This is a genomic window from Myxococcus sp. CA033 (assembly GCF_013336625.1).
Taxonomy (GTDB): Bacteria; Myxococcota; Myxococcia; order Myxococcales; family Myxococcaceae; genus Myxococcus; species Myxococcus llanfairpwllgwyngyllgogerychwyrndrobwllllantysiliogogogochensis.
The window spans coordinates 300,949-324,629 of the sequence record NZ_JABUMU010000006.1; the positions used below are offsets into that span (position 1 = coordinate 300,949).

General features: G+C 68.3%; 28 protein-coding genes. 5 read left to right on the top strand and 23 right to left on the bottom strand.

Annotated features, from left to right (window positions below; genetic code table 11):
• Positions 1 to 121: 121 nt before the first annotated feature.
• The 23 genes from HUA78_RS18540 to HUA78_RS18650 all read right to left on the bottom strand — a co-directional run bounded on the left by HUA78_RS18540 (position 122) and on the right by HUA78_RS18650 (position 17,855).
• A complete protein-coding gene (locus tag HUA78_RS18540) occupies positions 122 to 340 on the bottom strand; it encodes a hypothetical protein (RefSeq protein ID WP_141647464.1) in 219 nt (72 codons plus the stop codon).
• A 157-nt stretch (positions 341 to 497) separates the two neighbouring features.
• Positions 498 to 1,097 carry a hypothetical protein gene (locus HUA78_RS18545; protein ID WP_174468390.1) on the bottom strand — a complete coding sequence of 200 codons (600 nt, stop codon included), beginning with the start codon at positions 1,095 to 1,097 and terminating at the stop codon, positions 498 to 500.
• A 117-nt stretch (positions 1,098 to 1,214) separates the two neighbouring features.
• Positions 1,215 to 1,679, bottom strand: a complete 465-nt coding sequence (locus HUA78_RS18550) for a SycD/LcrH family type III secretion system chaperone (protein ID WP_174468389.1) — start codon at positions 1,677 to 1,679, stop codon at positions 1,215 to 1,217.
• A 3-nt stretch (positions 1,680 to 1,682) separates the two neighbouring features.
• On the bottom strand, positions 1,683 to 2,159 hold the full coding sequence (locus HUA78_RS18555) for a hypothetical protein (protein ID WP_141647467.1): 477 nt from the start codon (positions 2,157 to 2,159) through the stop codon (positions 1,683 to 1,685).
• 53 nt (positions 2,160 to 2,212) lie between these two features.
• Positions 2,213 to 2,494: an EscU/YscU/HrcU family type III secretion system export apparatus switch protein gene (locus HUA78_RS18560; protein WP_141647468.1), complete on the bottom strand. Its 282-nt coding sequence runs from the start codon at positions 2,492 to 2,494 to the stop codon at positions 2,213 to 2,215.
• Between the two features lie 46 nt (positions 2,495 to 2,540).
• The gene (gene sctU, locus HUA78_RS18565) at positions 2,541 to 3,620 is read right to left on the bottom strand and encodes a type III secretion system export apparatus subunit SctU (RefSeq protein ID WP_174457185.1); all 1,080 of its coding nucleotides are present in this window, start codon (positions 3,618 to 3,620) and stop codon (positions 2,541 to 2,543) included.
• Positions 3,621 to 3,645: 25 nt separating this feature from the next.
• Positions 3,646 to 4,464 carry a flagellar biosynthetic protein FliR gene (locus HUA78_RS18570; protein WP_174457186.1) on the bottom strand — a complete coding sequence of 273 codons (819 nt, stop codon included), beginning with the start codon at positions 4,462 to 4,464 and terminating at the stop codon, positions 3,646 to 3,648.
• Positions 4,461 to 4,724: a flagellar biosynthesis protein FliQ gene (gene fliQ / locus HUA78_RS18575; protein ID WP_174457187.1), complete on the bottom strand. Its 264-nt coding sequence runs from the start codon at positions 4,722 to 4,724 to the stop codon at positions 4,461 to 4,463. Before fliQ ends, HUA78_RS18570 begins: the two co-directional genes overlap by 4 nt.
• 14 nt (positions 4,725 to 4,738) lie before the next feature.
• Entirely contained in the window at positions 4,739 to 5,566 is an 828-nt protein-coding gene (gene sctR / locus HUA78_RS18580; protein ID WP_174457188.1) for a type III secretion system export apparatus subunit SctR, read from the bottom strand.
• A 13-nt stretch (positions 5,567 to 5,579) separates the two neighbouring features.
• Positions 5,580 to 6,620, bottom strand: coding sequence for a flagellar biosynthetic protein FliO (locus HUA78_RS18585; protein ID WP_254623786.1), 1,041 nt, complete (start codon positions 6,618 to 6,620; stop codon positions 5,580 to 5,582).
• Between the two features lie 97 nt (positions 6,621 to 6,717).
• Positions 6,718 to 8,136 carry a type III secretion system cytoplasmic ring protein SctQ gene (sctQ, locus tag HUA78_RS18590; protein ID WP_174461810.1) on the bottom strand — a complete coding sequence of 473 codons (1,419 nt, stop codon included), beginning with the start codon at positions 8,134 to 8,136 and terminating at the stop codon, positions 6,718 to 6,720.
• Entirely contained in the window at positions 8,133 to 9,029 is an 897-nt protein-coding gene (locus HUA78_RS18595; protein WP_174476824.1) for a flagellar hook-length control protein FliK, read from the bottom strand. Before HUA78_RS18595 ends, sctQ begins: the two co-directional genes overlap by 4 nt.
• A gap of 33 nt (positions 9,030 to 9,062) precedes the next feature.
• The gene (locus HUA78_RS18600) at positions 9,063 to 9,551 is read right to left on the bottom strand and encodes a flagellar assembly protein FliH (protein WP_141647478.1); all 489 of its coding nucleotides are present in this window, start codon (positions 9,549 to 9,551) and stop codon (positions 9,063 to 9,065) included.
• Positions 9,552 to 9,597: 46 nt separating this feature from the next.
• Positions 9,598 to 10,911 (bottom strand): type III secretion system ATPase SctN, encoded by a 1,314-nt coding sequence (gene sctN, locus HUA78_RS18605; protein WP_174457191.1) that lies wholly within the window; start codon positions 10,909 to 10,911, stop codon positions 9,598 to 9,600.
• A 19-nt stretch (positions 10,912 to 10,930) separates the two neighbouring features.
• Complete coding sequence (locus HUA78_RS18610) at positions 10,931 to 11,605, bottom strand: FliH/SctL family protein (protein ID WP_141647476.1); 675 nt, start codon at positions 11,603 to 11,605, stop codon at positions 10,931 to 10,933.
• A 24-nt stretch (positions 11,606 to 11,629) separates the two neighbouring features.
• Entirely contained in the window at positions 11,630 to 13,705 is a 2,076-nt protein-coding gene (locus tag HUA78_RS18615) for a hypothetical protein (RefSeq protein ID WP_174461807.1), read from the bottom strand.
• A 74-nt stretch (positions 13,706 to 13,779) separates the two neighbouring features.
• Positions 13,780 to 14,592, bottom strand: a complete 813-nt coding sequence (locus HUA78_RS18620) for a type III secretion protein (protein WP_174457193.1) — start codon at positions 14,590 to 14,592, stop codon at positions 13,780 to 13,782.
• 104 nt (positions 14,593 to 14,696) lie between these two features.
• Entirely contained in the window at positions 14,697 to 15,257 is a 561-nt protein-coding gene (locus HUA78_RS18625) for an ATP-dependent helicase HrpB (RefSeq protein WP_246137878.1), read from the bottom strand.
• Positions 15,139 to 15,975, bottom strand: a complete 837-nt coding sequence (locus tag HUA78_RS18630) for a sigma-70 family RNA polymerase sigma factor (RefSeq protein WP_141649239.1) — start codon at positions 15,973 to 15,975, stop codon at positions 15,139 to 15,141. The genes HUA78_RS18625 and HUA78_RS18630 overlap by 119 nt, the downstream gene beginning before the upstream one ends.
• A 7-nt stretch (positions 15,976 to 15,982) precedes the next feature.
• Positions 15,983 to 16,378, bottom strand: coding sequence for a hypothetical protein (locus tag HUA78_RS18635; protein ID WP_141649238.1), 396 nt, complete (start codon positions 16,376 to 16,378; stop codon positions 15,983 to 15,985).
• Positions 16,379 to 16,400: 22 nt separating this feature from the next.
• Positions 16,401 to 16,835 (bottom strand): tetratricopeptide repeat protein, encoded by a 435-nt coding sequence (locus HUA78_RS18640; RefSeq protein ID WP_141649237.1) that lies wholly within the window; start codon positions 16,833 to 16,835, stop codon positions 16,401 to 16,403.
• Positions 16,836 to 16,925: 90 nt separating this feature from the next.
• Positions 16,926 to 17,492, bottom strand: a complete 567-nt coding sequence (locus HUA78_RS18645; protein ID WP_141649236.1) for a hypothetical protein — start codon at positions 17,490 to 17,492, stop codon at positions 16,926 to 16,928.
• Positions 17,493 to 17,624: 132 nt separating this feature from the next.
• Positions 17,625 to 17,855, bottom strand: coding sequence for a hypothetical protein (locus HUA78_RS18650; RefSeq protein WP_371745608.1), 231 nt, complete (start codon positions 17,853 to 17,855; stop codon positions 17,625 to 17,627).
• 327 nt (positions 17,856 to 18,182) lie between these two features.
• Between HUA78_RS18650 and HUA78_RS18655 the strand changes: the two genes are divergently transcribed.
• From HUA78_RS18655 to HUA78_RS18675, 5 genes are all read left to right on the top strand, one after another.
• Positions 18,183 to 18,809 carry a hypothetical protein gene (locus HUA78_RS18655; protein ID WP_174457195.1) on the top strand — a complete coding sequence of 209 codons (627 nt, stop codon included), beginning with the start codon at positions 18,183 to 18,185 and terminating at the stop codon, positions 18,807 to 18,809.
• Between the two features lie 206 nt (positions 18,810 to 19,015).
• Positions 19,016 to 19,516: a GbsR/MarR family transcriptional regulator gene (locus HUA78_RS18660; RefSeq protein WP_141648439.1), complete on the top strand. Its 501-nt coding sequence runs from the start codon at positions 19,016 to 19,018 to the stop codon at positions 19,514 to 19,516.
• On the top strand, positions 19,513 to 20,262 hold the full coding sequence (locus HUA78_RS18665; protein ID WP_141648440.1) for an ABC transporter ATP-binding protein: 750 nt from the start codon (positions 19,513 to 19,515) through the stop codon (positions 20,260 to 20,262). Before HUA78_RS18660 ends, HUA78_RS18665 begins: the two co-directional genes overlap by 4 nt.
• Position 20,263: 1 nt before the next feature.
• Entirely contained in the window at positions 20,264 to 22,372 is a 2,109-nt protein-coding gene (locus HUA78_RS18670; protein WP_174476825.1) for an ABC transporter permease, read from the top strand.
• Positions 22,373 to 22,376: 4 nt separating this feature from the next.
• Positions 22,377 to 23,678 (top strand): FtsX-like permease family protein, encoded by a 1,302-nt coding sequence (locus tag HUA78_RS18675; RefSeq protein WP_174461805.1) that lies wholly within the window; start codon positions 22,377 to 22,379, stop codon positions 23,676 to 23,678.
• The last annotated feature ends 3 nt before the right edge of the window (positions 23,679 to 23,681 follow it).

The following is a 23,681-nucleotide window of genomic DNA, read 5'->3' on the forward strand; positions in this document are numbered from 1 at the left end:
GGGCCGGAAAGTTTCGGACAAGCCGACGAGGTGATTCCACCGGGCCCTGGAAATGAACTGGCCCCGCACCAGCTCCAGGAGCTGTTGCGAGGCCAGGGTGCAGCAGGCTGCGGGCTTACGACTAGCCGCGCATGTTGCCGACGATCGCGCTCTGCATCTGCTCGATCTTCTTCATGGAGTTCGAGATGAGCTCGACCAGCTTCGCCTCACGCTGCATCTGCTCCTGCGCCTGCAGGAACGGACGCTGATCCTCGGGGGCGGCGGCGATCATCGCGTTGGAGGCCTTGGAACCGGCCAGGATGCTGCTCGCAGCGGCGTTGAAGTTGGCAGAGATGCTCATGGTCGTTCTCCAGTGATTGATTCGGTTTTGCTGCGGGATGAAGTGCAGCGGCGGCTACAAAAAGATTATCGGGGGAGGGGCTCGGAAGTTTCCTGCGAATTAACCGGGATCATTTCCGGCCTTTTCGCGAGGCCCGGGTCCCCCCCGGGAAACGGGCCTAACCCTTGAGCTTTCCAAGGCTGGGATTCTTCATCCAGGCCTTGAAGGACTCGAGTTGCTGCTGCTCCTTCTTCGGATCTGCCGGGGGCGGCGGGCTGGCCTCCGGGTCCAGGGACAGGGAGCGCTTGTTGGAAGCGCTCTCGAAGCCGTCCTTGGCGGCGGGGGCGCCCGACGTGCGGGCAGGAGCCGGCGGAGCAGCAGGGGCCGAGGGGGCCTGCGCGCCCGGGGGAGCGAACGCGAACTTCGCGTGCAGCTCCGGGTTGGCCTCCTTGACGGCGTTCTGGATGGTCATCCCGTAGGTGCTCAGGCGCTCCGACAGGTAGGAGACCACGAGGCCCAGCGTGGGAGGCACGGGGAGGATGGGGTCGGCCATGAAGCGCTGGAGGGCGCCCGACACGTCGCCATAGAGCTTCTCGTCGAACGGAGTGCCCGGCGTCGTGGAGGCCACCAGCATCTTCATCGTCCGAACCACCTGGAGGAAGGTGCCCTGGGCCACCTTGGACTGCGACTCCAGTTCCGCCAGCAACTTGTCGCGCTTCTCCACCAGCTCCGCGGGTTCCGGAGGCAGTGGGCCCATCTTCGCCTTCTGCGTGCTCATTGACTGACTCCACCTCTCCACAACGAGGGGTTGGGGTTTACCTGGCGAGCCTAACAGACTGTTCCGGGCTCACCTACCCGGCGTCTGGCCACAACCAGACGCCGGGACAAGCCAGAATCAACGCTTTCCGAGCGCCGTGAGCATGGCGCCGGCCTTGCGCACCACCGGATCATCCACCGGCGTCATTGCCGCGGCGCGTCGCAGATCCTCGATGGCCAGGTCCTTCTTGCCCAGGGCGAGCTTCACCTCGGCGCGGCCGACGTAGACGGACGCGTCCTGGGGGGACAGCTTGGCGGCGACGTCGAAGGCGGCCAGGGCGCCCGTACCGTTGCCCGCGGCCATCTCCACCACGCCCAGCGCCTTGGCGAAGTAGCCGTCCGTGGGATTCACGGCGTACAGGCCCTGGAAGAGCGTCCGCGCCTCGTTGATGCGGCCCTGGTAGAAGAAGTAGTACGCCGTCTTGGCGATGGCGTAGAGCTCGTCGTTGGAATAGCCGCGCACCTCGCGCAGCGTGGCCTTGCCATCCGCCCAACGCTGGAGCCGAGCCGCCAGCTGGGCCTCGTCCTGAGGGTCCTCCGGCATGCGCTAGTAACCCTCGTCCTTCTGCTCGGCCCACATGCGCCGGATGATCTCCTTGGTCTCCTCGTTCACCTGGTCCACCAGGGTGAGCATGGAGGACTCTCGCTGGAGCAGCGCCTTGAGGCGCTCCAGGCGGTCCGGGGACGCGTTGATGCGCGTCAGCCCCCGCTCCATCAGGTGGCGCGACTCGTCGCTTCCCCGCCCCGCCACGCTGGCCAGGTGGGGCCGGTCGCTGAAGCCCTCCAGGTCCGCGTCATGCCCGCCGGGATGAGGAGGCAGGGGCAGGCGCAGCTCCTCCGACGAGTGCGCGGGACCGATGAAGTCCAGGAGCGCCGCGGAGGCGAGCGCCGGGTTCTTGGGATTGCCCGTCTTGCGCAGCTTCTTGCGGTCGACCTGGGAAGGGTCGACCAGGCGCTCACGGACGCTGCGGGGTCCCCCCCAGGGCCACTGGGGTCCGGGGGGCTGATTATTGATTCTGGCCATCGTGAACTCCGAAGCTCACTCCAGGAAGGGGGGGGCCGTCCAGCCCCCCTCCCCTACCGCCCTCCGGCGGCCGCGTGTTCGCGCTGGATCTCGTAGATGAAGTTGAGGACCTCGGCGACCGCGTCGTAGAGCTCCTCGGGCACTTCCTGTCCCACCTCCACCCGGTACAGGGCGTTGGCCAGGGGCACGTTGCGCATGATGGGGATGTTGTGCTCCTTGGCGATGGCGCGAATCTTCTCCGCCTTGAGCCTCAGCCCCTTGGCCACCACGCGCGGGGCGGTGTCCTTCTCCTTGTCGTACTTCAGCGCGATGGCGATTTCGGCGTCGTCACTCATGGGGCGCTCCGAGAAGTCCTGCCGATGATAACCGCTCCAGGGCCGCTCACGCGCGGGCCACCGGGGCGGGACCGCCGTTCTTCAGGTCGTAGACGAAGTTGAGGACCTCGGCGACCGCGTCGTAGAGCTCCTCGGGCACCTCGTGGCCCACCTCCACCCGCAGGAGCGCGTGGGCCAGGGGCACGTTGCGCAGCGTGGGGACGTCCTGTTCGCGGGCGATGCCCTTGATGCGCTCGGCCTTGTGGTCCATGCCCTTGGCCAGCACCCGGGGCGCGCCGTCCTTCTCCCGGTCGTACTTGAGCGCGACGGCCACGTGGTCCGGATTGGTGACGATGACGTCCGCGTCCCGCACGGCCTCCATCTGCTGTCCCTCCATGATCTCCTGGTGGAACTCCTTGCGCTTGGCCTTGTGGTGCGGGTCGCCTTCGCTCTCCTTGTACTCCTTCTTCACCTCGTCCTTGGACATCATCAAGTCCTTCATGAAGGACTTGCGCTGCCACCAGATGTCGAAGATGGCGAAGAGGACGAAGAGCAGCGCGACGCGGGTGGCCACACGCGTCACCAGTTCCCCCATGATGACCATGATGGCGTGCGTGTCCTGGCGGACCGTCTCCACCACCATGGGCATGGCGTCGCGCACCACGCCGTAGACGACGTTGGCGGTGATGGAGATCTTGATGAGGTTCTTGAGCAGCTCCACCAACGACTTCTTGCTGAACATGTTCTTCAACCCGCCCAGCGGGTTGAGCTTGTCCAGCTTGGGCATCAACGGGTCCAACGTGAAGAGGGAGCCCACTTGCAGGAACTCCATCAACCCGCCCACCAGTGCCCCGCCCGCGAGCACCGGCAGCGTCACGAGCAACATCGCGCGCAGCCCCAGGTACATCAACTGCCAGGTGGCGTCCCCCAGGTCATCGCCCTTGGCCAGCTGGTCGAAGCTGAAGAGGAAGAGGCTCGATATCTCATGCTCCACGTTGTCCCAGGTCGCCTTCACGGCGCCCAGGCCCACGACGAGCACCGCCACGCCGCTCAGGTCCTTGCTCTTCCAGACCTGACCCTTCTTGCGAGAGTCGTCGAGCTTCTTCTGCGACGGTTCTTCTGTCTTGTCTCCACCCTCGTCGGACATGGGCGCGCGTTCCCGGGGAAGAGGCTCAGGCCAGCAGCCGCAGGGCGTCAGTGAGCACCCGCAGCATGTGGGCCAGCTCGCCCTGAATGCGCGCCAGCAGCGCCCCCATCACCAGGAAGGCGATGAGCACACCGACGAGCGGCTTGATGGCCATGGAGATGAAGAACACCTGGATTTGCGGCGCAACGCGGTTGATGGCGCCCAGCGCCACGTCCGTGAGGAAGGTGGCGAGCATCGCGGGAGCGGACAGGGCCAGGCTCACCCTCAGCATGTCCGCGAAGACCCGCGCCAGCAGGTCGAAGAAGGTCCACGAGCCCTGGCTGAAGCGTGGGAAGCCATCCAGCGGCACCACGGCGAGGCTCTCCGCCAGGGCACTGATGACCAGGTGGTGCCCGTCCAGGGTGAGGAACAACACCACGGCGAGCTGCACCTTGAGGTTGGAGAAGAGCGAGACCTGCTGGCCGAGCTGCGGCACGTAGAGCTGGGCATTGTTGCTGCCCGCCATGGTGTCCGTGAGGGTGCCGGCGATGCGCGCCGCCTCGAAGACGCTGCTGACGATGAACGCCATGCAGAACCCGATGAAGACCTCCTTGGCCATCAGCGCGATGTAGGGCAGCGCCGTCAAGGGAACCGTCGTCACGGTGTGCGCGATGGAGGGATAGAGCACGATGGCCAGCGTCAGCCCGATGCCCATCTTCATCTCCGTGGGCACCACTTCACCGCCGAGGAACGGGCTGAAGATGAGCACCGGCATCACCCGGCACATCAGCAGGGCGACCGTGAAGATGGCGGCGGAGAAGTTGGTCCGAGCAGCCAGCTCGGACACGAGGTCCGCGGCGTTCATTTGATGAGGGCGGGGAACCGGTCGAAGACGTGAAAGGTGAAGCGCACCAGCTGGCTTCCAATCCACGGCCCCGTCATGGCCAGCACGCCGAAGACGATGATGACCTTGGGCGCGAAGGTGAGCGTCTGCTCCTGAATCTGGGTGGTGGCCTGGAACAGCGAGATCATGAAGCCGACGATGAGGCTCATCAACACCGGCGGGGCCGACACCACGAGCACCAGGAACAGTGCCTCCTGGGTGATGGCCGTGAGCTGGTTCATGGGATGCCTTCTTCCTACAAGTAGCCGACGACCAGGCCCTTGGCGATGAGGTACCAGCCGTCCACGAGGACGAACAGGAGCAGCTTGAAGGGCATGGAGATGGTGGTGGGAGACAGCATGTGCATGCCCAGCGCGAGCAGGATGTTGGCCACCACCATGTCAATGACGATGAAGGGGACGAAGAGCAGGAAGCCAATCTGGAAGGCCTCCTTCAGCTCCGACACCACGAAGGCCGGGACGATGACCATGAAGTCCTTGCTGTCCACCGAGTCCCGGTCCTCGCCCTGGCGCATCTTCTTGGCCAGGTTGTAGAAGAGCGAGCGGTCCTTCAGCGTGACTTTCTTCATCAGCCAGTCGCGCAGTGGCTCCTTGGCGCGGTCAGCGCCATCCAGGAGGGTGCCCACCTTCGCCGAGGAGAACGCGCCAGCCCCCGAGGAGTCCCAGACGTTGAGCTCCGAGGCCCGGTACATCGTCATGCCCACGGGCGCCATGATGTAGACGGTGAGGATGACGGCCAGCCCGGTGATGACCTGGGTGGGCGGAATCTGCTGGGTGCCGAGCGCCGAGCGGACGATGGAGAGCACCACGGAGATCTTCACGAAGCTCGTCACCATCATCAGCGCGAAGGGCACCAGGCCCATGGCCGCGAGCGCGAGGATGAGGATGAGCGGACGCGACGTGAAGGTGTCGGCGCTCACCGCCTCGTTGGCCACGGAGTCGGGGATGGACCCGGGGCGCTTCTTCTGCGCGAGGGCGATGAAGGGATGCAGCGACACCGCGGCCGCGAAGAGCCAGGGCGAGACGCGCGGGAGCAAGGAGCGGGCAGGAGTCTGGGCGTTCACGGGACAGGTGCCATCAGGCGCCGGGGGGCTGGGACGACGAGCCCCCGGAGCGGCGGGAAAGGAGCTTCTGAAGAAAAGGGCTCAGGGGAACCACGTTCGTCTGCGGGCGCTGCGCGCGGATACGCTCCACCGCCTCCGAATCCAGCTTCGACAGCAGTTGCAGGCCCGCCTCGCCGCCGCCCACCAGCAGGTATTCGTCCGCGGCCTTCACCACGAAGAGCGCGCGCTTGGGGTCCAGCGTCAGGCGCTCCACCACGGTGACGACGGTCTGTTTTCCCGGCGCGGCCGCCTGGAGGCCCATCAACCGGCGCAGCCCCACGTTCAGCGTGAGGTAGATGGACGCCACCACCGCGCCCAGCACGAGCAGCGTGCGGATGAGCATCCACCCCATGCTCTCCGGCTCGGCCTCCGCCTCCGTCGCCGCCGCGGCGCCCTCAAGCGAGGGGTCCTCCCAGCGAGGCTCCGCGCCCGGAGTCCTCTGACGCGATGCGGCGGCTGCCTCTGGCACAGGGGCGGGAGCGGACTCGGGCACGGCGCCCGGCACTGCTGAAGCGGAAGCCTCGGTAGAACCCTCCGCCGGGGTGGGAAGGACGGTTGATGCCGTGGAGCCTGGCACCACCGCCACATTCTGGGCGGGGGCCGCTGGAGTGCTCGGCGCGGAGGGAGGCGCCGCAACCCGGACATTGTCCGCCGAGGCGGGCGCCGTCGCACTGGGGGCCAACTTCTTGGCCTCGGGCGAAGAAGCCGGAACGACGGCGGGCACCGTGGCCCGCGGCGGGGCCGACTTCTGGGCCTCGGGAACGACGGCGGGGGCCATGGCGCTCGGGGCCGACTTCTGGGCCTCGGGCGACGCAGCCGGCACAACGGCGGGCGCCGTGGCGCTCGGCGGGGCCGACTTCTGGACCTCGGGCGACGAAGCCGGAACGGCGGCAACGGGCGAAGCCGTGGCGCTCGGCGCGGGCGCGGAGGGCGCCTGGGCCAGCACGGTGGAGGGCGCGAGCAGCAGCGCGGCGCCCAGGGACAGGCGCATGAGGGGGGTGCGGAGGACTGCCATGGATGGGGGCGAGGCTAGTTCAAAGGCCGGAGGACCGCCACGGGCCCCCGTCCGGCAGCCCGCTCCCGCCCGCTTGCTTCCGTCGCGGATGAAGTCCTCAGCTCGCCAGGGTGGTGACGCGCACACCGAGCTGGCCTTCCATCTCCACCAGCTCGCCTCGGGCCACCACTTTGCCGTTGATGGAAAGCTCCACCGGCTCGCCGGGCCCCCGGCTCAGCTCGATGACCTGACCGGCCCGCATGCCCACCACCTGCTCCGCGGTGACGGGGATGCGCGCCAGCTCCACGGCGATCTGCAGCGGTACGTCGCCGAGCAGGTCGCTTCCGTCCGGCTTGTTCACGTCGTCCAAGGGCGCCCCTTCGAGCTCCGGAGGAACGTCCAGCTCCGGGTTGGTGAAGTCCTCTTCCTGCTCCCGCCCCCCACCCTCCTCGGTGGCCGAGCGCGGGTTCCCCGACTCCCCGGGGATGATGCCGGTGATGCGGGCCTTGTAGCGCCCGTCCTCGACGAATACCTGGGCCTCCGCGTGCCCCGAGCGCCCCGCGCCCACGCGCAGCTGCGCCGTTCCAGGCTCGCCCCGGTCCGGCCGCGCCGACAGCACGTCCACCAGGACGACGTCCTTGACCCGCAGGCTCGCCAGGTCGTTGGACGTCAGCTCCGCGGTGCCAATCTCCGCCCGCAGCCAGCTTCGCACCGCGGACAGCCGGCGCGCATGCACCGCCAGGTCCGCCTTCGCCCGAGCGCGCCGCTGGGCGCTCTCCACCGCGGGCTCCGCCGCCTCCAACACCGCCGAGGGCACCACCAGCCGCACCATGCCGCTGTGCGGCCCCAGCGTGGCATTCAGGTGCACCGCCAGCATCGGCCCGTCGTCGCCCAGGCGAGCGGACACCTCGTCCACGCCACGCGCGACGCCGTCCAGCCTCGGGCGAGGCACCCCGGCCTGCAGCGCGGGCACCAGCACCCGCAGCGCTTCCAGGATGACGTAGCCCATCACCCCTTCTTCGATGTCCGTCAGCGGCCGCAGGCCCACCGTCTCGCCCGCGCCACCCAGCAGCAGGTCCACCGCCGTGTGGGCCAGTGACAGCTCCACCTCCAGCACCGCCCTGCCCTGCAACGCCCCCGGTGCCAGCACCGCGAGGAACGTCGGGTCGCCCAGGAACCGGCGCAGCTCCGCCATGGGCCGCACCTGTACGGACTCCAGGGACAGACGCACCTCGGCGTCGAACAGGCCCTTGAGCCGCGCGGACACCGCCCCGAGGGTCCCATCGTTCGGCGTCAGCCAGCGCAGCCGCTCCGCCAGGAGCCCTTGCGCCCTGGACACCTTCTCCAGGCCCTTGAACTGGAAGGGTCGCCAGCTGCCCCGGTCGACCTTCTCCGGACGCTCGCTTCGCTCGGAACGCTCGACCTTCTCCGGACGCTCGGTCTTCTCCGGCGGACGCACCGGCTTGAGCTGGCGGAGGTCCACCAGCATCGTCCGCTCATGCACGCCGGGACCTTCGTCCTCCGGCTCCACGCTCATGTCTTCGCCTCGAAGCGCACCGTCTCGAGCTTCAGGCCACGGCCGCCCAGCGCGGTGCGAAGCCCCTCGCTGTGCTCCTCGAGCATCTTCAACACGTCACGGTTGGTGCCACTGAAGGTCGCGGAGATCTTCCCGTTGCGCGCGCTGACCTTGATGGACAGGCCGCTGAGCACGTCGCCGCGCAAATCAATCTGGAACTCGGCGAGGCCCGCGGCGTTGGTGCCCACACGCACGCGGTCCACGATCTTCTGGGCAATCTCGCTGGCCATGGCGCGCAGCCGCTCGGAGCCCGCGGTGTCCTTGGGCTTGGCCACCGGCACCGGCGCCATCAGCGCGGGGTTGAACCGGAACCCCGGCGCCATCTCCGCGCCGCCGCCTTCCTTCTTGTCCTTGCCGCCGCCCCCGCTGCCCTTGCCGCCGCCCGCGTCGGCATCCGCCCGGATGAGCGCGCCCTTCTCCGAGCTGACCTGTCCCAGCGCGGACTCGGCCTTGCTCATGTCCTTGTCGCGCCCCTCGGACGTGCGCTTGTCCTCCTTGGAATCCGCGGCGCGCGAGCCGGAACGAGCCTCCGTGGCCCCGCTGTCCGCCCGGCGCTGCGTCTGCGCCAGACCCGCCGGGTTGCCACCCAGTTGCGTCTGCTGGGCCTGGTCCCCGAAGGTCTTCCCCTCCTGCGTCGCCTTGGCCAGGATCTGCCTGGCGAAGGCACCCGGCGTCTGTGGCGTGGGCGCGGGAGCAGGGGCCGTCGCCTGGGGCTGGGCCTGGGGCTGCATCAGCTTCTGGAAGGCGCTGGCCCCCTCCGTCCGCTTCTTCGCCTGGCCCTCGGCGAGCTTCTTTTCCTGCATGATGCGCTCGGCCAGGCGCGCTGTTTCACGGTCGTCGTCGACTCGGCTCATGACATCGTTCCCGAGGGAAGGGGTGGCGGCAGGTTACTTGCGCTGCCGAGCCAGGAACAAGGCGTTGCCAATCTCCTCCTGGCTCAACTCCTCGCGCTGCTGGCGCTCGTGCTTCACCTGCTTCTGCCAGGTCTCCTTGTGCTTCTCGATGGCCTTGAGCTCCTTGGCCGCCTCGGCCATCTCCCGCCGCCGCTGCTCGACGAGTCGCTCGGCCACCTTCACCGCTTCCCGCTGACGCTCCACTTCCAGCGCCACCTGCGCCTCTTCGTCCTTCAGGCGCTCCTCGAAGCGGCCCATCATGTTCATGCCGTTGATGCCGGCGCCCTTGGCCATGACCTCCTTGAGGTAGGCGGCCACCTTCTCCTTGCGCTCGCGCTTGCGGCGCTCCAGCTCGTCAATCAGCCGCTGGAGCTCCACCTTTTCCCGCTCGAGGGCCTTGATGGCGTCGGAGAAGGCCTGTTCGGCTTCCTCCTTGGCCCGGGTCCGCATGTCCAGCAGGGTTTGCAACCGGTACGGGGGCATGGTGACCCCATCCTACCCCGGATTTACCGGGGTGCACCCCTGTCCCTCACTCTTCAAAGAGGGCGATCAACTGCTCCACCGTCTCCTCGAAGCCGGAGTTGGAGTGGGTGTCCTGCTTGAGGAAGTCGATGATGGCGTCGTACTTGTCGATGGCGTAGTCCGTGCGGGGGTCCGTCCCGTACTGGTAGGCGCCCAGCAGGATGAGGTCGCGCTGCTTCTCGTACGTGGCCAGCGTCTCTCGCAGCTTGCCCGCCGCCTTCTTGTGCTCCTTGGAGACGATGCCGCTCATCACACGGCTGAGGCTCGCCAGCACGTCCATTGCGGGCCACTGGTTCCGCTCGCCCAGCGCGCGGTTGAGGATGAAGTGGCCGTCGAGAATACCGCGGACCTCGTCCGCGATGGGCTCCTCCATGTCACCGCCGGCCACGAGGCAGGTGTAGATGGCGGTGCACTTGCCCTTCTCCGAGTTGCCCGTGCGCTCCAGGATGCGCGGCAGCATGGAGAACACGCTCGGTGGATAGCCCTGGCGGGCCGGGGGCTCCCCCACGGCGAGGCCAATCTCACGCTGGGCACGCGCCAGACGCGTCACCGTGTCGAGCATGAAGAGCACGTTGCCGCCGCGCTCGCGGAAGTACTCGGCGATGGCGGTGGCGACGTAGGCGGCGCGCAGACGCACGAGGCTGGGCTGGTCAGAAGTGGCGCACACCAGCACGGAGCGCTTCATGCCCTCCTCGCCCATGGCGTCCTCGATGAACTCGCGGACTTCGCGACCACGCTCGCCGATGAGGGCGACGACGCAGAGGTCGGCCTGGGTGTTGCGCGCTATCTGTCCCATCAGCGTGGACTTGCCGACGCCGGAGCCGGCGAACAGGCCCACGCGCTGGCCCTCGCCCACGGTGAGCAGTCCGTCGATGCAGCGCACGCCCAGGGGAAGGGGCCGTTCGATTCGCTGACGGGTGAACGGGTCCGGGCAGTTTCGGTCCACGGACCAGTCGATGAGGCCCTCTTCCGGCAGTTCGCTGCCGTCCATGGGCTCGCCGATGCCGTTGAGCACGCGCCCCAGGAGCGCCTCGCCACACTTGATGCTCAGGGGCTTGCCGGTGGGGATGACCTCGCTGTCCGGGCCGATGCCGTACAGCTCGCCCAGGGGCATGAGCATCACCTCGTCGCCCTGGAAGCCCACCACCTCCGCCTTCACGGGGCCGCGGCCGCGGCTCTTGATGAGCACCAGCTCGCCCACGCGGACGTTGGGGACGCTCGCCTTGATGATGAGGCCCGTCAGCTCGGTGACGCGGCCCCGGACGCGCACCGTCTGGGCGTCCTGGATGAGGTCGAAATAGCGCGAAAGGTCGATGGCCATGGACGTGGTTCCGTCCCGGCTAGGCCGGGCCTTCCTTCGGGCCGTTCTGGTCAGGCAGCAGCACGTTCTGGAGCATCTCCAGCTGCGTGGGCAGCTGCGCATCCACCGTGCCGAACTCCGTCTGGACGATGCAACCCACCGGAGCGACCTCCGGGTCCTCCTTGATGGCCAGATCCACCGCGCGGCCGATGAGCTCCATCAAAATGGGCTTCTTGGCGCGCAGCACGGCGGCGGTCTTCGGGTGCACTCGCAGGGTCATGGCGCGGGCGCTGCGCAGGTTGTCGATGGCGGACGCGCACAGCTCCAGCATCAGGTCCGGGTCCTTCTCCAGGCTCCGGCCGATGATCTTCTCACCCACGCGCAGTCCCAGGGCGATGATGTCCCTCTCGTACGTGCCCAGCAGCTCCCCGGCCTGCATCTTCGCGCGGAGGATGATTTCCGTGGCCTGGGCCAGCCCTTCCTGGCGCCCCTGCTCCCGCGTCTTCACGAGCAGCTCCTCGCGCTCGCGCTGGGCCTCCGCGAGGATTCGCTCCTTCTCGCGGTGGGCCTCCTCGATGATGCCCTGGGCTCCCTGGCGGGCCTCGAAGACCTCGGCGTTCATCACCCCCGCGCGCGGAGGCCGCAACACCGGCCGCTCCGACACGAGAGACGGCTCCGCCGTCCCGTCACCCTTGATCACCTTGCCGATCGCCATGCGCCGCTCCTTGCGGGCCGGATGCTAGCGCGTTCCGCCGCGCGGTCCACGCCCACCGGAGCCAGGAGGCACCGGGCCGTCCGTGTCGGACGCCCCACGGGGTCGGCGCTGCACCGACGTGCCCTCCCGAACCCCTGGGGGCGCGCCCGGAGCGGGAGCCGCTCGCCCGGCCAGCACCCGAGGGGGCCTCTCCTGCGGGCTCGCACCCTCCCGGGCCGGGTCCGGGCGCACCGCCTTGACGCTGACCGAGGAGCGCGAGCGGAACACCCGAGAGCCCTCCGGGTCCTCGCGGGGCGGGGGGGCAGCGTCGGGACGGGGCTGCACGCGAGAGGCGCGAGACAGCTCTTCGGGCGGGCGCTGCACGCGGGAACCCTCCGCCGCGGGGCCCACGCGCGAGCGCTCCCGAGCCGGAGGCGCCTCTGGCTCACCCGCGGGAGGCGCGGGCCGGGGCCGAGGTCCCCCCAGGCCCAGACGCGAGGGAGGAGGACCGATGCGGGCCCCCTCCGGGTCCGGTCGCCCGGGGCGGGATTCGGGGCCACCTGGCTCGCGACGAGCGACGGGCGCGCCAGGAGGCTCTCGGCGAGCACCCGCCGAGGTGCCTTCGCGACGCGGAGCACCCGGGGCCGGCGCAGCGGACGTGGGCTCACGGCGAGGAGGGATGCGATGAACCGCGGAGCCGTCCGAGGCACCATCCTTGGGACGCGCGACGCGCGACGGCTCGCGGCTGGACATGGCGCCCGCGCTCCTCGCGGCCCGTTCGGCCATGAAGTCACGCCGCGCCGCGGGCTCGGCCCCTGGAGGCCGGCGCGTGGCGGTGGCTGCCTTCGCCGGCTCGCGGGCCACGCCTGTCCCCTCTCGAGGCGCGGCGGCTGGTGCCTTCGCGGGCTCACGGGTCACGCCTGTCCCCTCTCGAGGAGCGGCGGCGGCCTTCGCCGGCTCGCGGGCCACGCCCGTCCCCTCTCGAGGCGCGGCGGCGGCTGCCTTCGCCGGCTCACGGGCCACGCCTGTTCCTTCTCGAGGCGCGGCGCCGGGCTCACGGGTCCCTCCAGCGGGAGCTTCACGCGCGACGGAGGAAGCCGCGGCGGCCGCGGCCTTGCGTGCGCCAGGGGGCGGCGGAAGCACGGCGGACTGACGCGGCGGCGGAGGCGTCGCCAGACGCACGGGCCGCTCGATGAGGCCCCGGGTGGCGAGCCGCTCCAGGTCCATGACGATGTCGGTGCGGCCACCGTCTCCGCGCGCGGTGGGACGGATGCGCTCCTCGCGCACCCACTTCGCCACCAGGCTGCCGAACTCACCCCGGTACTTCTCCAGCATGCGCGCGGCGAACTCAGGGGACTGGGCCACGCACGCGCGCGCCAGCCGCTGGACCCCCGCGCTGCGGATGGAGCCCGCCGGGTTCTTCAGTCCGTCATGCAGCTCCAACTGAGCGCGCGCGTCCTCCTCGGGAAGCTTGCGCGGCGCATTGGCCGCCACGGACTTGCCGGCCAGGAGCTTCAGGTCCGGAGGCAGGGCCTCCAGCAGCATCTCCCGCTCCGCGTCGGGAAGGCCCGCCAGGGCCGGGCCGAGCACGCGCGCGCCCAGCCTGTCGCTCACCGTGAGCAGCTCTCGCTGCTGGAGCATGAGCACGTCGGAGAACTTGAAGCCCGCGGACTGCGAGGCGCTCGACTCCCGAGCCAGCGCCTCCTCCAGCTTCCACCGGACGATGTCCAATACTTGAGGCCGGACCTCGCGGGTCAGCTTCACGCGAGACGGCGGCAGGTGGACCCGCACCGCTTCCGCCATCGCGGAGGGCAGCGCGCGCAGCACCATCTCCATCAGCGCACCGCGCTCGCGTTGCAGCAGCGCGGCCAGGCGCTCCGGCTCCGCGCTCCACAACTGGCCGCGCCGGTCCTTCACCAGCCGCTTGATCTCCTGCACCAGCGCGGGGATGCGCTTGTCGCGGGGGATCTGCAGGATTTCCTGCGCGCGGTGGCGCAGCAGCTCACCTTCCTCCGTCGGGAGGTGCTCCATCGCCCCCAAGCTCTCCTGGCCGCCGAAGGTGACGGCGGTCAGGAGCAACATGCTCTGGCGCTTGTTGAGCGAGGTGAAGAACGAGTCCAAACGTCACCTCGCGGGCTTCCACGGACGCCCGCTGGGAGAAAGAAGGCGCCCCACCGGGAGGGGCGCGGAAGGCGTCAGGCCTCGGGCGGACGGACGCGGGGACGGGTGCCACGCGCCGCGGGCGCGCCGCCGGGGGAGCGCATGAACGACCACCCCGTCACGCCCATCATCACCACGATGAGCAGGAAGGCGCCCCCCAGCATGACCTTGAACTGGCTGGCGCTGGAGGCCGTCATCCGCAGGCCCAGCACGTCCTGCTGCCGGTTCTCGTCCGTCTTCTCCGCCTTGGGGCCCTGAGCCGCGGTCATCAGCACCGTCACCGCCTCCGGCCGCATCTCCGGCACGGCCGTGGCCACGAAGGCCTTCACGGCGGCCACTTCGATGGGCGCCTTGCCGCCCTCGACGATGCGGTACTTGATGAACACCGACGCGGACGGCAGCGGCTTGTTCTCCGGCTGCGTCAGGTCGTTGTTCTCCGGCACGCTGACGATGGCGCGTGCTTCCAACACGCCGTCAATCTGATTGAGCGCGTTGGAGACCTCGCCCGCCATGGCCTTGAGGAGCATGGCGCGCTCCTCCGTGGCGGTGGGCACCATGCTTCCCTTGGCGAAGTGCGACAGCCCCTTCTCCACGGGTCTGGGCAGCGAGTTGAGCTTGAGCAACTCCGCTGCCTCCGCGGCGTCTGTCTTGGGCACGGTGATCATGAACCGCACCTCGTTGCCGCCTTCCTCCTTCTCCTTCTTCGCGTTGATGCCGTTCTTGCTGAGCAGGACGTAGATTTCGTTGGCGTCCGCTTCACTCAGCTCATGTTGCAGCTCGATGTGACATCCCGTCACGAGCACGAGGGCGAGGAGCGGGGCGGCGAACGCTTGCGGTCGGCGAATCATGGGCACATTGAGCTTACTAGGGCCTCGGAAAACGCGGAAGGGCGCCCCCTCCAACTCGGAGAGGCCGCCCTTCATCCAAGCGCCACCGAGGACGGTGGACTGAATCAGACCTGCGTCTTGACGACGTCCTTGAGGCCGGTGGTGGCCTTCTCGACCACCTTGCTCGTCAGGTCCAACTGCTGGGTGTACTGGTACATGGACGCCTGGAGCGACAGCAGCTCGGCGTTGGAGAACTGCTTGCCGCTGGAGGCCTGGGAGATGATCTTCTCCAGGTTGCCCTGGCCCTTCTCCAGGTCGCCAATCACCTGCGACATCATGTCGGAGGCCTTGCCCGTCTTGCCCGTCTCCGTCTTGGCGGCGACAGGCTCCGCGGCCTTCGCGGAGACCGGCTGGGTGGCGGTGGCGCTGACCTTGTTCAGGGCCGCCTTCTCCGTCTTGTTGACGGTCTCCACCTGGCGGACGGCGTCCGTCTTCTGGGTCGCCTGCGCCGCCTGGGCCTTGTTCACGCCCTGGGCCGCGTCCACCTGGCCGGCGCCCTGCGCCTTGTCAGCGAGAACTCCGTCGAACTTCGACGCTCCCGCCTTGTTCGTCTGCTGGACGCCCTGATCCTGCAGCTTTTGCTGCGCCACCTGCGCCGCGGAGATGCCCGCCATCGGACCCGCCATGTGACAGCCTCCTTGCATCCGTCGAGGTAGGGGGAAGTTCCTCCTCCTCGTTCAAGAGTTCCTTGAGGCGGTCGATGGCGCGCGCATGAAGCCGCGACGCCCAGCTCTTCGACTGCCCGATTTCCGACCCCGCCTCTTCCAGCGTCCTGCCCTGGAAGTAGTACCCCTGAAGAAGCTTGCGCTCCTTCTCCGGGAGCTTCTCTATCGCCGCCCGCACCCGCGTCTTCAGCTGCTCCTGCTCCAGCCGGACATCCACCGGCAGCGACTCGTCGGTGTACCCGCCGTTGTCGGCCCCCTCCAGACTGGAGGCGAACACCATCGCCAGACCCTGCACCGCATCCGAGATGTCACTGACATCATCGTCGAATGAGCTGCCCCGGTTGCTTGAGCCCGACTCCCGGTCCGACAAATTGCCGAGATACGCCGCCGCCCGCTCGCCCACATACGCGTTGCGGGCGTCAGAACCCCTCAACACCCCCATCTTCCTCAAGCCGTCGAAGATGGCGCCCTTGATGCGGTAGTGGGCAAAGGTGAGGAAGTTGGCTCCCACCTTCGGGTCGAATCGTTCAGCGGCCTCCAGCAGTCCAATCTGTCCGTACGCCACCAGCTCATCCAGCTCCAGCTGGGCGTTGAACTGCTTGCGCACGGTCGCCGCGAGCGACCGAACGTAGGGGCCGTACTTGGTGAGAATGGCCTTCCTGTCTTCGCCCAGTGGCAAGCGCTGCTCACTCGGCCTTGGACCACAGCCGCTCGAGTACCTGGTTCAGCCTCGGGTCATCCTGCAGTGCGTCCGCGATCTTCGTGGTGAGGGAGGAGGACTTCATGCGCAGCTTCTCCTTCAGGACTTCGGCGACCAACGCCCGGGTCGCCTCTTCCTTGCTCTTGAAGCCCCCGTTCTTCAATCCGCGGGCGATGGCCATCGCCTGCGCGGCGACCGGATCCGCGGCCTGGGGGCCCTGGACGTTGCTGGAGCCTACCAGACCCGAAACGCCGACGAGAGACTCCGCCTTGTCCACCCGGGCGCCAAAGGCCGTGCCACCCGTGGGCGCCGCGGACGACGCCCCCTTCGCGCCGCCGGCGCGCCCCTTCCCACCACCGCGTCCAACGCCACCGACAGCCATGGGCGAAGCTCCCCTTCTGCCTCTACTTCTTCGCGGGAGGCAGGACTCCCGCTTCCTTCGCCTGGAGGAGCGCCTGCGCAAGACGGGCCCCGTCACCTTCGGGCTCCAGGTCGATGGCGGCCTTCAGCTCCTTGAGCGCCTCCGGCACCTTGCCGAGGAACAGGAGCGCCTCTCCCACATGCGCGCGCGGCAGGGACGCCTGCGGCGCCAGTCGCTGCGCGGAGCGGTAGGCCTGCAACGCCTTGTCGTGACGGCCCTGCGCGAACTCCACCGCGCCCAGCCCCAGCTGCGGAACCTCGCTCCTGGGCATCAGCGCCGCGGCGCCGGAGAAGATCTCCTTCGCCTTGTCGAACTGCCCCATGTCCAGCCACAGATAGCCGGCCTCCAGCAACACCATGGCCTGCTGGCGCCCCAAGGGGACCAGGCTGTTCGAGATCTCCGAGACGCTCTCCGCCATGGACTTCGCTCTTCCTTTCCTGGCCCGGGTTGGAGGGAAGCGGCGCCGCTCCCCTCCCCTCCGGGCTCGCGCCCGCCACGCCCCGAGGGCTTAGCGGACGTTGCTGATGGAGTTCTTGATGCAATCGTGCCGCGACTTCATCACGTTGGAAATAGCCGTGAAGGTCTGCGACTCCTGCTGGATGGCCGCCTGCAGGTTCAGCAGCTTGGAGTTCTCCGCCGCCATCTGGTTCAGCGAGAAGTTGCCGCCGACAGTGTCCGACGTGCTGGTGCCCAGCGCGCCCGTGCCCGGACCCGCGACACCACCACCGACGCCACCCGCCACGCCGCTGATGCCGGCCGCGACGCCGCCACCCATCGACGGGGCCACCGTGCCGCCGCCCATGCCGACCGCGGTGCTCATCACGCCCGCGTAGGGCGCGCTGCCAGAGCCCGCGTTGTTGGACAGGGTGTGAACCGAGGAGACCGCCGCGGACACAATCTGACCGCCCGGAATCATGCCGGCCACCGCGCCGACGCCCGTGCCCACCGCGCCCGCCGCGCTGTTCAGGCCGTTCTGAAGCCGAGCGCCGAAGCCCGTGTTCGGGGTCTGGCGCGCCGTCGTGACGTTGGTCGAGAGCCGGACGCCGGGACCCATCATGTTGTCGATCTTCGCCATTTCATCCTCCAGGCGCTGCGAGAAGTAGACAGAGCTCCCGGATGATCCAGTGCTCTTTCCCTGATTATCGGCCCAGCCCTCCGCCAGTTGCCTGTCCGTGGCGAAAAACCGCGACTCAACGGGAAAACCCCGTCATTTCCGACCCTTGGAACCCTTCGCCTCGGCGATCAGCCGCTCGCGGGTATCCACCAACAATTCCAGCAGCTGCTCGGCGTGGGTCAGCGCGGCCTGGGCCTTCTTGCCCGCGTCCACCTTGGGCCCCTTGAGGGCGGCCAGGCCGTCCTTCAGCGGGTCGAACAGCGCCCGGACGTCCTCCGCGGGGGTCGCCTCGAGCAGCGACTCGATTGCGGGGTACGAGGGCACGGGGAGCTCCTGGGACGGGGAGGGAGCGGAGGGCTTGGCTGACGGGGGCATCGCGGAGGGGGTCTCCTGTCGGGCCAGCGGCCAGGGGGCCGATGGACGCTTGCCGGCGTGACGCTAGGGGAAAAGCCCGTCCGCCCACAAGCCGCCTGAGGCCTGCCCTCGGGTCCACCCTGCCCATGGCCCACCGGCAGGGGAGGGGCCGGGCACGCGCCGACCTTGCCCCCCCAGCCCTGTCCCCTTCCACGGTCGCACCTAGCTTTTGGAACAGCGGAGGGACCGATTGCATCACGCACACCCCTCCGTCGCACTCACACAGGAGACTCTCCCATGAAGAAGCTGGTTGGGGTTTTCGCGGCGATGGCGCTGATGGGGTCCGGCGCGGCGATGGCGAACGATGACAAGACCAAGCCGCAGCAGGACCCTGCGGCCCAGGGTGGCTCGGGCACCTCAGGTACCGGGAGCACGCAGCAGGACAGCTCCATGCAGCAGGACAGCTCCATGGGGGGCTCTGGCTCCACCATGGGCTCCAGCGCCATGGGCCAGAAGGAGCTGAGCGGCAAGGTGGTGAAGGCCGAGAGCAGCAAGGTCTTCGTCCAGGACGCGCAGGGCGCGGTGGTGACGCTCGACATCGACAAGAGCACGACGTTCACCGACCCGACGCTCAAGAAGGCCAAGGACCTCAAGGAGGGTCAGGAGATCCGGGCCAGCTTCGAGGTGAAGGAAACGAAGAACATGGCCAAGAGCATCTCGCTGTCGGGCACTGGCGGCGCGGGCACGGACGTCATGACGCCTGACCCGACCATCAACCAGCCCGCCCCGGACACGGGCACCCAGGACCCGGGCGCCCCAATGGAGGAGCCGGGCACCGGCGGCTCCGGCATGGGGACCGACAAGAACAAGGACATGGGGACCGGCACCTCCGGGGACAAGAGCACCAGCCCCGACACGTACTGAGCCGACGGACCGGTACCCGTGACGCACGTCTTCCCCCGAGACGGGGATGAGCAGGGCCCGCGGCCTCCACAGGTCGCGGGCCCTGCTTGCGTTCACTTCATTCAGTATTGACTGAATGGTCTGAACGAACTAGATGCCGGGCGCCACCCTGGCCCTTCGCGGACGTCTGTCGCGCGCGGCCTCCTCGGGTGAGACGGAGGCCGGGAATGAAGGAGCTGGGCGCCGCGGAGCAGCGCTTCATCGAATCGATGGGGCTGTACTTCGAACGGCAGGGCAGCACGCGCATCGGCGGGCGCATCCACGCGCTCCTGATGCTGACGGACCAGCCGCTGTCGCTCCAGCAGATTGCCCGCGTGCTCAAGGTGAGCGCGGCCTCCGTTTCCACCAACATCCGCGCCAGCATGGCGATTGGACTGGTGGAGCCCGCCAGCGTGCCCGGAGACCGGCAGCACTACTACGTCGTGAACAACGACGGCTGGGAGAGCCGGCTTCGCACCGCGGAGGACAGCGTGAAGGCGTTTGTCCGCGTGTGCCAGGAGGCCCTCCGCGCGCCGCAGCTCGCGCACAAGCAGCACCTGCTCGAGGCGGCGGACTTCTGTGAATTCTACCTGGCCGAAATGGCCGGCATCGCCGAGCGGTGGCGCGCCTCGCGCGGCGCCCGCCCCTCGCCCCGCACCCCCAAGGCATCGAAAGGACGCACCGCATGAACGCCGCAGTCGCGCAATCTCCCATCGTCTCCATCACCAACGTGACCAAGGACTACACCCTCGGCAAGGTGGTCGTCCCGGCGCTGCGAGGCGTGGATCTCCAGGTGCATCCCGGTGAGTTCATCTCCATCGCCGGCCCGTCCGGCAGCGGCAAGACGACGCTGCTCAACCTCATCGGCTGCGTGGACACCGCCACGTCGGGTGTCGTCAGCGTCGCCGGCCAGGACACCAAGCAGCTCACGGAGCGCCAGCTCACGCACCTGCGCCTGCACACCATCGGCTTCATCTTCCAGAGCTTCAACCTGGTGTCGGTGCTCAGCGTCTTCCAGAACGTGGAGTTCCCGCTCCTGCTCCAGCGCAAGCTGGACAAGAACCAGCGCAAGGAGCGGGTGAATCAGCTGCTGGAGCAGGTGGGCCTGGCCCATCACGCCAAGCACCGCCCCAACGAGCTGTCCGGCGGCCAGCGTCAGCGCGTGGCCGTGGCGCGCGCGCTCGTCACCCGGCCCCAGCTGGTGCTGGCGGACGAGCCCACCGCCAACCTGGACTCGGTGACGGGCCAGCACATCATCGACCTGATGAAGGAGCTGAACCAGAAGGAAGGCACCACCTTCATCTTCTCCACCCACGACGCCAAGGTGATGAACCACGCGAACGCCGTGGTGCGTCTGGCGGACGGCAAGATTCTGGACCGGCTGACCCCCTCCGAGGCGAAGCGGGCCCTGGCCGTGGGCGCGGAGGGTCACTGACATGGGCCAGCTCCGGTTGCTGATGCAGGTGGCCTTCCGCAACCTGTTCACCAGCAAGATCAACATCCTCATCGGCGGCATCATCTTCTTCGGCACGTTGCTGGTGGTGGTGGGCGGCGCGCTGCTCGACAGCATGGACAGCGCGATGAGCCGCAGCATCATCGGCAGCGTCGCGGGCCACCTCCAGGTCTACTCGGACGACTCCAAGGACGAGCTGAGCCTGTACGGCGGCATGAGCGGAGAGCCGGACCTGGCGGTGCTGGACGACTTCAGCCGCATCAAGCCCGTCCTGGAGAAGCACCCCAACGTGAAGACGGTGGTGCCCATGGGCACCAGCGGCGCGCTCATCACCTCCGGCAACACGGTGGACCTGACGCTCGCGCGCCTGAGAGACCTCTACAAGAAGCGCGCGGAGGAAGGCGAGTCCCCTGCCCTTCGCGCGAACATCGACAGCGTCAAGTCACATGTGCGGCAGATGGTGTCGCTCATGGAGGAGCAGCGCAACAAGAGCCGCGAGCTGCTCAGCTCCGCCGCCGTGGACCCGCTGGAGGTGGAGGCCCTGGCGCGCGCTCGCACCGACGCGTTCTGGGACACCTTCGAGCAGGACCCGTTCGCCTCGTTGGAGTTCCTGGAGAACCGGATCGCCCCGCAGCTTCCGGACGGCGACCTCCTGGACATGCGCTACGTGGGCACGGACCTGGACTCCTTCCAGCGCACCTTCGACCGCATGGAGATTGTCGACGGTCAGCCGGTGCCCCAGGGCAAGCGCGGCATGCTGCTGTCCAAGTTCTATTACGAGAACTTCCTCAAGCTGAAGACGGCGCTCCGGCTGGACAACATCAAGCAGGAGCGGGACCTCAACCAGAAGCGCATCGACACCGACCCGCAGCTGCAGCGCTGGGTGAAGGAGAACCAGACGCAGCCACGGGAGATCCTCTTCCAACTGGACCCCATCAAGACGCGGCAGGCTGTGGAGCGGCTGCAGAAGGTGCTCGGCAGCAAGGAGGCCTCCCTGGAGAAGCTCCTGTCGGAGTTCCTCACCACCACCGACGACAACTTCGACACGCGCTACCAGCAGTTCTACGCGGAGCTCGCGCCGCTGTTGGAGCTGTACCGCATGCGCATGGGTGACAACCTCACCATCACCGCCTTCACGCGCACCGGCTACGTGCAGAGCATCAACGTGAAGATCTACGGCACCTATCAGTTCAAGGGGCTGGAGAAGTCCGCAATGGCCGGCGTCATCAACCTGATGGACCTGATGTCCTTCCGGGAGCTGTACGGCTACCTCAGTCCGGACCGCAAGGCGGAGATCGCCGAACTGCAGAAGAACAGCGGCCTGAAGGCGGTGGACCGCGCCAACGCCGAGGAAGCGCTCTTCGGAGAGGAGAGCGGCAACACGCTGGTGGCGGAGGCCACGCCGGGACTCATCGAGGACTCGAAGGCGTTCGAGGGGGCCCTGGGCTCGCTGCGCCGGGACGACCTGGCCTCGCGCGTCTACTCCCAGCAGGAAATCGAGCAGGGCGTGGCGCTCAGCGCGGCCATCATCCTCAAGGACCCCGAGCAGCTCCAGCAGACGATGGAGGAGCTGAAGCAGGCCTCCACGGCGGCGGGGCTGAAGCTGCGCGTGGTGTCGTGGCAGCAGGCCGCGGGCCTCATCGGCCAGTTCGTGCTGATGGCGAAGCTGGTGCTCTACTTCGCCGTCTTCATCATCTTCATCGTCGCGCTGGTCATCATCAACAACGCGATGATGATGGCCACCCTCCAGCGCGTGCGCGAAGTCGGGACGATGCGGGCCATCGGCGCGCAGCGCTCCTTCATCCTGAGCATGGTGCTGGTGGAGACGGTGCTGCTCGGCTTCGTGTTCGGCGTGGGCGGCGCGCTGCTCGGCAGCGGCATCATGAGCGCGCTGGGCAGCGCCGGCATCCCCGCCGGCAACGAGGCGCTGTACTTCTTCTTCTCCGGTCCCCGCCTCTACCCCACGTTGAGCGCCGGCAACCTCATCGCGGCCTTCGTGATTGTCCTCCTGGTGTCCGCCATTTCCACCCTCTATCCCGCGTTCCTCGCGACGCGGGTGTCGCCTCTCCAGGCGATGCAGACGGACGAGTAAGGCCATGTTCCAACTCTTCCTCATCGCATTCCGAAACCTCGGCACCCACCGGCGGCGCACGCTGCTGCTGGGCGGCGCCATCGCCGGCGTCACCGCGCTGCTCGTCATCCTCATGGGCCTGTCCACGGGCATGAAGGAGACGATGCTGCGCTCCGCCACCACGCTCGCCACCGGCCACGTCAACGTGGGCGGCTTCTTCAAGGTCACCGCCGGCCAGGCCGCGCCGGTGGTGACGGCCTACCCCAAGATTCTCGAGCTGGTCCGCAAGGAGGTGCCGGAGCTGGACTACGCCGTCCAGCGCGGGCGCGGCTGGGCGAAAATCGTCAGCGAGTCCGCCTCCATGCAGGTGGGCGTGGGCGGCATCGACGTGAAGGACGAGCCGGGCTTCCGGCAGGTCCTGCAGATCCACGAGGGCAACCTGGACGGGCTGAACGAGCAAGGCACGGTGCTCCTGTTCGAGAAGCAGGCCAAGCGGCTCCAGGTGAAGGTGGGCGACACCGTCACCGTCTCCGCCCCCACCATGCGCGGCACCAACAACACGGTGGACGTCCGCGTCGCGGCCATCGCCACCGACGTGGGCATGATGAGCGACTTCAACGTCTTCGTCCCGTCCAACACGCTGCGCTCGCTGTACCAACTGCGCGACGACACCACGGGCGCCCTCTATCTGTACCTCAAGGACGTGAACCAGGTGCCCGTCGTCCAGGCGCGGCTGCGCACGGTGCTGGCGGACGCGGGCCACCAGCTCATGGACAATGACCCTCGCGCCTTCTGGATGAAGTTCGAGGTCGTCAACCGCGAGGCGTGGACCGGACAGAAGCTGGACATCACCAACTGGGAGGATGAGCTGTCGTTCATCACCTGGACGCTCACCGCGCTCAACGGGCTGACCGGCATCCTCATCTTCGTGCTGCTGGTCATCATCGGCGTGGGCATCATGAACACGCTGTGGATCGCCATCCGGGAGCGCACCCGGGAGATTGGCACGCTGCGCGCCATCGGCATGCAGCGCACCCGGGTGGTGGCGATGTTCCTGTTCGAGGCGATGACGCTCGGGGCGCTGGGCACCCTGGCGGGCGCGCTCATCGGGCTGGCCGTCTGCCTGGGCGTGGACGCCGCTCACGTGGGCGTCCCGGCGGCCGTGGCGATGTTCATCATGTCGGACCGGCTGCACCTGGTGGTGAACGCGGGCTCCGTCGTCGGCGCCATGGTGTTCATCACCACCTGCACCACGCTCATCTCGCTGATTCCCTCCTTCCTCGCCGCGCGCCTCAAGCCGGTGACGGCGATGCACCACATCGGATGAAAT

Bases quoted from the DNA above. Each gene is read 5' to 3' on its own strand.
- HUA78_RS18540 (WP_141647464.1), bottom strand. From the start codon at position 340: ATGAGCATCTCTGCCAACTTCAACGCCGCTGCGAGCAGCATCCTGGCC.
- HUA78_RS18545 (WP_174468390.1), bottom strand. From the start codon at position 1,097: ATGAGCACGCAGAAGGCGAAGATGGGCCCACTGCCTCCGGAACCCGCG.
- HUA78_RS18550 (WP_174468389.1), bottom strand. From the start codon at position 1,679: ATGCCGGAGGACCCTCAGGACGAGGCCCAGCTGGCGGCTCGGCTCCAG.
- HUA78_RS18555 (WP_141647467.1), bottom strand. From the start codon at position 2,159: ATGGCCAGAATCAATAATCAGCCCCCCGGACCCCAGTGGCCCTGGGGG.
- HUA78_RS18560 (WP_141647468.1), bottom strand. From the start codon at position 2,494: ATGAGTGACGACGCCGAAATCGCCATCGCGCTGAAGTACGACAAGGAG.
- sctU (WP_174457185.1), bottom strand. From the start codon at position 3,620: ATGTCCGACGAGGGTGGAGACAAGACAGAAGAACCGTCGCAGAAGAAG.
- HUA78_RS18570 (WP_174457186.1), bottom strand. From the start codon at position 4,464: ATGAACGCCGCGGACCTCGTGTCCGAGCTGGCTGCTCGGACCAACTTC.
- fliQ (WP_174457187.1), bottom strand. From the start codon at position 4,724: ATGAACCAGCTCACGGCCATCACCCAGGAGGCACTGTTCCTGGTGCTC.
- HUA78_RS18585 (WP_254623786.1), bottom strand. From the start codon at position 6,620: ATGGCAGTCCTCCGCACCCCCCTCATGCGCCTGTCCCTGGGCGCCGCG.
- sctQ (WP_174461810.1), bottom strand. From the start codon at position 8,136: ATGAGCGTGGAGCCGGAGGACGAAGGTCCCGGCGTGCATGAGCGGACG.
- HUA78_RS18595 (WP_174476824.1), bottom strand. From the start codon at position 9,029: ATGAGCCGAGTCGACGACGACCGTGAAACAGCGCGCCTGGCCGAGCGC.
- HUA78_RS18600 (WP_141647478.1), bottom strand. From the start codon at position 9,551: ATGCCCCCGTACCGGTTGCAAACCCTGCTGGACATGCGGACCCGGGCC.
- sctN (WP_174457191.1), bottom strand. From the start codon at position 10,911: ATGGCCATCGACCTTTCGCGCTATTTCGACCTCATCCAGGACGCCCAG.
- HUA78_RS18610 (WP_141647476.1), bottom strand. From the start codon at position 11,605: ATGGCGATCGGCAAGGTGATCAAGGGTGACGGGACGGCGGAGCCGTCT.
- HUA78_RS18620 (WP_174457193.1), bottom strand. From the start codon at position 14,592: ATGATTCGCCGACCGCAAGCGTTCGCCGCCCCGCTCCTCGCCCTCGTG.
- HUA78_RS18625 (WP_246137878.1), bottom strand. From the start codon at position 15,257: ATGGCGGGTCCGATGGCGGGCATCTCCGCGGCGCAGGTGGCGCAGCAA.
- HUA78_RS18635 (WP_141649238.1), bottom strand. From the start codon at position 16,378: ATGGCTGTCGGTGGCGTTGGACGCGGTGGTGGGAAGGGGCGCGCCGGC.
- HUA78_RS18640 (WP_141649237.1), bottom strand. From the start codon at position 16,835: ATGGCGGAGAGCGTCTCGGAGATCTCGAACAGCCTGGTCCCCTTGGGG.
- HUA78_RS18645 (WP_141649236.1), bottom strand. From the start codon at position 17,492: ATGGCGAAGATCGACAACATGATGGGTCCCGGCGTCCGGCTCTCGACC.
- HUA78_RS18655 (WP_174457195.1), top strand. From the start codon at position 18,183: ATGAAGAAGCTGGTTGGGGTTTTCGCGGCGATGGCGCTGATGGGGTCC.
- HUA78_RS18660 (WP_141648439.1), top strand. From the start codon at position 19,016: ATGAAGGAGCTGGGCGCCGCGGAGCAGCGCTTCATCGAATCGATGGGG.
- HUA78_RS18665 (WP_141648440.1), top strand. From the start codon at position 19,513: ATGAACGCCGCAGTCGCGCAATCTCCCATCGTCTCCATCACCAACGTG.
- HUA78_RS18670 (WP_174476825.1), top strand. From the start codon at position 20,264: ATGGGCCAGCTCCGGTTGCTGATGCAGGTGGCCTTCCGCAACCTGTTC.
- HUA78_RS18675 (WP_174461805.1), top strand. From the start codon at position 22,377: ATGTTCCAACTCTTCCTCATCGCATTCCGAAACCTCGGCACCCACCGG.